This is a genomic window from Kitasatospora sp. NPDC007106 (genome assembly GCF_040634455.1).
Lineage (GTDB): Bacteria > Actinomycetota > Actinomycetes > Streptomycetales > Streptomycetaceae > Kitasatospora > Kitasatospora arboriphila.
On record NZ_JBEYFP010000364.1, the window covers coordinates 1 to 6016 of the forward strand.

Here is a 6016-nt window from a genome sequence, read left to right on the forward strand (position 1 = left end):
GGCGATGCCGATGCGCTGGCGCTGGCCGCCGGAGAACTGGTGCGGGTACCGGTTGATGTACTCCGGGTTCAGGCCCACCACGTCCAGCAGGTCCTGCACCGCCTTGCGCCGGTCGCCCTTGGGCGCCACCTCCGGGTGGATCTCGAAGGGCTCGCCGATGATGTCGCCGACCGTCATCCGCGGGTTCAGCGAGGTGTACGGGTCCTGGAACACCATCTGGATGTTGCGGCGGACGGCCTTGAGGGCCGCGCCGGACAGCCGGGAGATGTCCTCGCCCTTGAAGAGCACCTGGCCGGAGGTGGCCCGCTCCAGGTTCATCAGCACCTTGGCGAGCGTCGACTTGCCGCAGCCGGACTCGCCGACGATGCCGAGGGTCTCGCCCTTGTGCAGCTCGAAGGAGATGCCGTCGACGGCCTTGACCGCACCGACCTGCTTCTTGAAGAGGATGCCCTGGTGCAGCGGGTAGTGCTTGACCAGGTCCTTGACCTCCAGGATGGGCTCAGCCATGGAGGGTCTCCTTCCAGAGGTGGCAGGCGCTGCGGCGGCCGGCGAGCTCCGCACCGTCCTTGTCGAGCACCTGGTGCAGCACCGGGATCTCGGTGCGGCACAGGTCGGTGGCCACGTCGCAGCGCGGGTTGAACGCGCAGCCGGACGGCACCTTGAAGAGGTTGGGCGGCAGGCCCTTGATGGCGTACAGGTCCTCGCCCTTCTGGTCCAGTCGCGGGATCGACCGGAGCAGGCCCTTGGTGTAGGGGTGGGCGGGGTTCGCGTACAGCTCGTGGACGGGCGCCGTCTCGACGATCCGGCCGGCGTACATCACGGCGATCTTGTCGGCCACGTCGGCGACCACGCCGAGGTCGTGGGTGATCAGGATCAGACCCATGTTGTACTCGGCCTGGAGATCCGCCAGCAGGTCCATGACCTGCGCCTGGACGGTCACGTCCAGCGCGGTGGTCGGCTCGTCCGCGATGATCAGGTCCGGTTCCAGGGCCAGCGCCATGGCGATCATGATGCGCTGGCGCATGCCGCCGGAGAACTGGTGCGGGTAGTCGTTGACGCGTTCCTTGGCGGCGGGGATCCGCACGCGCTCCATCAGCTCGATCGCCTTGGCCTTGGCCTCCTTGCGGGAGGCCCCGCGGTGCACCCGGTACATCTCGCCGAGCTGCGTGCCGACCGAGTGGACGGGGTTCAGGGCGGACAGCGCGTCCTGGAAGATCATGGCCATCTGCTCGCCGCGGATCTTCCGGCGCTCCTCCTTGCCGAGCTTGAGCAGGTCGCGGCCCTTGAAGACGATCTCGCCGCCGGTGACGTAGCCGGGCGGGCTGTCGAGGATGCCCATGACGGCCTGGGCGGTCACCGACTTGCCGGAGCCCGACTCGCCCAGGACGGCGAGCGTCTCACCGGCGGCGACGGAGTAGTTCACGCCGTTGACGGCCTTGGCGACGCCGTCGCGGGTGCGGAACTCGACCTGCAGCCCGCGCACGTCGAGCAGGACGTCGCCGGCCGGGCTGCCGGCGCCGGACGCCTGGGGATCGATCCGGATGGCTCCGGCGTCGTCGTCGCTGTTGCCGCTGTTCATGGTTGGTGGGGGCCCCTCTCAGCGCAGCTTCGGGTCGAGTGCGTCGCGGACGGCGTCGCCGAGCATGATGAACGCCAGGACGGTGATGCTCAGGGCACCGGCCGGGTAGAGCAGCATGTGCGGGGCGTTGCGGAAGGTCGCCGAGGCCGAGGAGATGTCGATGCCCCAGGAGACGGTCGGCGGCTTGAGGCCGACGCCGAGGAAGCTCAGGGTGGCCTCCAGGGCGATGTAGGTGCCGAGCGCGATGGTGGCCACAACGATGATCGGGGCGACCGCGTTGGGCAGGATGTGCCGGAGCATCAGCCGCGAGTTGCTCGCGCCGAGGGCCCGGGCCGCGGTGACGTAGTCCTGCTGTTTCGCGGTGATCACGGCGCCTCGGCCGATGCGGGCGATCTGCGGCCAGCCGAGCACCACGATGAAGGCGACCACGATCCAGATCGACCGGCTCGGGATGACCGAGAGGAAGACCAGGCCGCCGAGCAGGATCGGGATGCCGAAGAAGATGTCGGCGACCCGGGAGATGAGCGAGTCGGACCAGCCGCCGAGGAAGCCGGCCAGGCCGCCGAGCGTGGTGCCGACCAGGGCGGCGCCGACGGTCGCGCAGACGCCGACCGTGATGGAGGCGCGGGCGCCGTACACGGTGCGGGCGTAGACGTCGCAGCCCTGCCCGTCGAACCCGAAGGGGTGGCCGGACTCGGAGCCCTGCTGGGCCTTCGAGAGGTCGCACTTCAGCGGGTCGGTGGAGGTGAACAGCCCGGGCCAGATCGCCATGATCACCAGGAAGATGATGAGCAGTCCGGAGATGATGAAGATCGGGTTGCGGCGCAGGTCCCGCCAGGCGTCCTGCCAGAGGCTGCGCGGCTTGACGCGGTCGTCGGCAGCGGCGATCTCGGGCTCGTCGTCGAGGCGTTCGTTCTTGATTAAAGTCTGCGCTTCCATGGTGCCGAGGTCGAAGGTCCGGCTCTCGACGGCACTCTGGATCTCTTCTTCCTCGGTGCCGGCGTCCGCGAGCGGGTCCGCCTTGTTGTACTTCTCCTGGTCAGGCATAACGGATCCTCGGGTCCAGGACCGCGTAGAGCAGGTCGACGAGCAGGTTGGCCGCCAGGTAGATGATGATCAGGACGGTCACGAAGCCGACGACCGTGGCCGTGTTCTGGCGGACGATGCCCTGGTAGAGGTAGAAGCCCACGCCGTGGATGTTGAAGATCCGCTCGGTGACCAGCGCGCCGCCCATGAGCGCGCCGAGGTCGGCACCGAGGAAGGTGACGACCGGGATCAGCGAGTTGCGCAGCAGGTGGTTGATCGTCACCCGGCGGCGCGGTAGGCCCTTGGCCGTCGCGGTGCGCACGAAGTCGGCCCGGGAGTTCTCGGCGACGGTGGTGCGGGTGAGGCGGGCGACGTAGGCGAGCGACACGGAGGCGAGCACGATGCCCGGTAGCAGCAGCGACTGGAGGCTGAGGTCCTCGCCGGCGGTGGCGGGCAGGATGCCCCATTGCACGCCGACCAGGTACTGGAGCACGTAGCCGGTGACGAAGGTGGGGATGGAGATGACGACCAGGGTGAAGATCAGCACCGTGTTGTCCGACCAGCCGCCGCGGCGCAGACCACTGATGAGGCCGAAGCCGACGCCGAAGATCACCTCGATGGTGAAGGCCACCGCGGTCAGCTTGATCGTCGCCGGATAGGCGGTGGCGAGCAGCGAGGTGACCGACTGCCCGTTGAAGGTGGTGCCGAAGTCCCAGCGGAACAGGTTCCCCATGTAGATCAGGTACTGGAGCCACAGCGGCTCGTCCAGGTTGTACTGCTTGCGGATCTGCTCGGCGACGACCGGGTCGGGGGCCCGGTCGCCGAAGAGGGCGTTCACGGGGTCGCCGAGCGCGTGGACCATCACGAAGATGAGGAAGGTGCTCCCGAGGAACACCGGGATCATCTGGAGCAGGCGTCGGATGACGTAGCGTCCCATGCGAACCTCCAGGGGGCCGCCGGAAGGGCGGCGCCGGGGCCGTGCGGCCCCGGCAGCCGCTGCCGACTACTTGACGGTGATCTGGTCGTAGACCGGGACGCTGAACGGGTTGAGCAGGACGTTGGTGACGCGGTCGGACCAGCCGACGGTGCCGTTCTGGTACCAGAGCGGGATCGCGGGCAGGTCGGTGGCGAGCAGCTTCTCGCCGTCCTGGAACTGGCTGATCGCCGAAGAATTGTCCGGGTTGGCGTTGGCCTGGTTGACCAGGGAGTCGAACTGCGGGTTGCTGTAGCCGGAGTCGTTCGACGAGGCGCCGGTGGTGTACACGGGCTGCAGGAAGTTCTGGATCAGCGGGTAGTCCATCTGCCAGCCGGTGCGGAACGGGCCGGTCATCTTCTTGGTGGTGACCTGGTTGCGGAAGTCCGCGAAGGTGCCGATCGGGTTGCCGACGCAGGCGCTGGTGTTGCCGAGGGCGTTGTTGATGCTGTTGCAGACGGCGTCGACCCACTCCTTGTGCGGGCCGTCGGCGTTGTAGGAGATGGTGAGCTGGCCGCCGGGGATGCCGCCGCCCTCCTGGACGAGCTGCTTGGCCATGGTCGGGTTGTAGGTGCAGGCCTGGCCGCAGATGCCCTCCTTGAAGCCGCCGGCGGCGCCGAGCACCGGGGAGGTCCAGTCGCTGGCGGGGGTGCGGGTGTTGTTGAACACGACCTTGGTGATGGTGTTCCGGTCGATCGCCATGGCGAGGCCGAGGCGGACCTTCTGCGCGTTCGGGGTGTTCCAGTTCGCCTGGTACAGCGGGAAGGAGATGGTCTGGATGATGCCGGCCGGGGTGTTGAGGAAGCGCCCGTTGAGGTCGGTCTCGACGGTCTTCAGCGCGCTGTTCGGCAGGCCGTTGTCGACGTCGAGGTTGCCCGCCTGGAGGTCGGCGTAGGCGGCGTTGGTGTCGGTGTAGACCTTGAGGTCGATGCCGCCGTTCTTGGGCTTGTCCGTGCCGCTGAAGCCGGAGAACGGCCGCAGCTCCATCTTCGCGCTCTTGGTCCACGAGGCGATCTCGTACGGGCCGTTGCCGATCGGCTTGTTGAGGTAGGCCGCGTGGTCGGAGAAGAAGCTCGCCGGGAGCGGGACGAATGCCGAGTAGCCGAGGGTGGCGGGCCAGGTGGAGAACTTCTGGTTGAGCGCCACGGTGAAGGTGTTGTCGTCGACGACCTTCAGACCGGACAGGGTCTGGGCGGTCGGGTTGCCGGAGGCCGGTGCGACCTGGTCGTAACCCTGGATGTAGGAGAAGAAGCTGCTGTTCAGCTGCTTGTTGGTGGAGAGGGCACCGTAGTTCCAGGCGTCCACGTAGGACTTCGCGGTCACCGTGGTGCCGTCGCTGAACTTCCAGCCCGGCTTGAGCTTGACCGTCCAGTTCTGCTGGTCGTCCGAGGTGATCGACTCCGCGTTGGCGTTCTGCGGCGCGCTGGTCTTGGGGTCGTACTGGATCAGACCCCTGAAGATCATGTTGAGTACGGCGCCGCCGTTGACCTCGTTGGTGTTCGCCGGCTCGAGCGGGTTCTGCGGGTCACCCCACCAGGCGGTCACGATGCCGCCGGTGCCTCCGCTGGCGCCGCTGCTTCCACCTCCGCCCCCGCTGCTGCCGCAGCCGGTGGCCACCAGGACCACGCTCGTCGCGACGACCACGGCCCAGCGCACTCTCGTCGCTGCAGGCATGAGGCTTCCTCCTCTGGGTGTATGACGCATCACACCCCATCGAAGGATCGGGGCACCGGCGGCGCGAGCTGGATACGGCCGGATGGGTGCCGAAAAGCCCGCGGGCCCGTGGTGCGCTCGCACCACGGGCCCGCGAAGGGGTCGTCCGGCCGGTCAGGAGGCCACCGCGACGGGCTCGCGGACCGCGGCGAAGTGGCAGGCCGAGGCGTGCTTGGCCGGGCCCTCGCCGATCTCCGGGACGGCCAGCAGCGGCAGCTCGGTGCTGCAGCGCTCCTCGGCCTTCCAGCAACGGGTGCGGAAGCGGCAGCCGGACGGCGGGTTGGCCGGCGAGGGGATGTCACCGGAGAGGATGATCCGCTCGCGGCCCTCGCGGCCGGCCGGGTCGGGCACCGGGACGGCGGAGAGCAGCGCCTGGGTGTACGGGTGGGTGGCGTGCTCGTAGATCTCCTCGTCCGAGCCGATCTCGACCATCGTGCCGAGGTACATCACGCCGACCCGGTCGGAGATGTGCCGGACGATCGAGAGGTCGTGGGCGATGAACATGTAGGAGAGCTCGAAGTCCTTCTGGAGCTGCTCCAGCAGGTTGATCACCTGGGCCTGGACGGAGACGTCGAGCGCGGAGACCGGCTCGTCGCAGATGATCACCTCGGGCTTGAGCGCGAGACCGCGGGCGATGCCGATGCGCTGGCGCTGGCCGCCGGAGAACTGGTGCGGGTACCGGTTGATGTACTCCGGGTTCAGGCCCACCACGTCCAGCAGGTCCT

6 protein-coding genes are annotated in these 6016 nt (G+C 68.3%); all 6 read right to left on the reverse strand.

The annotated features are described in order from the left end of the window. Nucleotides 1–507, reverse strand: a 507-nt coding sequence (locus ABZ641_RS23445; RefSeq protein WP_359984595.1) for a dipeptide/oligopeptide/nickel ABC transporter ATP-binding protein, incomplete at its 3' end; no start/stop codon positions are given. Then, nucleotides 500–1579, reverse strand: coding sequence for an ABC transporter ATP-binding protein (locus ABZ641_RS23450; RefSeq protein ID WP_359984598.1), 1080 nt, complete (start codon nt 1577–1579; stop codon nt 500–502). The genes ABZ641_RS23445 and ABZ641_RS23450, both read right to left, overlap by 8 nt. An 18-nt stretch (nt 1580–1597) precedes the next feature. Continuing rightward, a complete protein-coding gene (locus ABZ641_RS23455; protein ID WP_344628477.1) occupies nt 1598–2518 on the reverse strand; it encodes an ABC transporter permease in 921 nt (306 codons plus the stop codon). A 100-nt stretch (nt 2519–2618) separates the two neighbouring features. After that, nucleotides 2619–3542, reverse strand: a complete 924-nt coding sequence (locus ABZ641_RS23460) for an ABC transporter permease (RefSeq protein WP_344628474.1) — start codon at nt 3540–3542, stop codon at nt 2619–2621. 66 nt (nt 3543–3608) lie between these two features. Beyond that, nucleotides 3609–5252: an ABC transporter substrate-binding protein gene (locus ABZ641_RS23465; RefSeq protein WP_344628473.1), complete on the reverse strand. Its 1644-nt coding sequence runs from the start codon at nt 5250–5252 to the stop codon at nt 3609–3611. Between the two features lie 153 nt (nt 5253–5405). Then, the coding region (locus ABZ641_RS23470) for an ABC transporter ATP-binding protein (RefSeq protein ID WP_359984600.1) at nt 5406–6016 on the reverse strand (611 nt) is incomplete at its 5' end.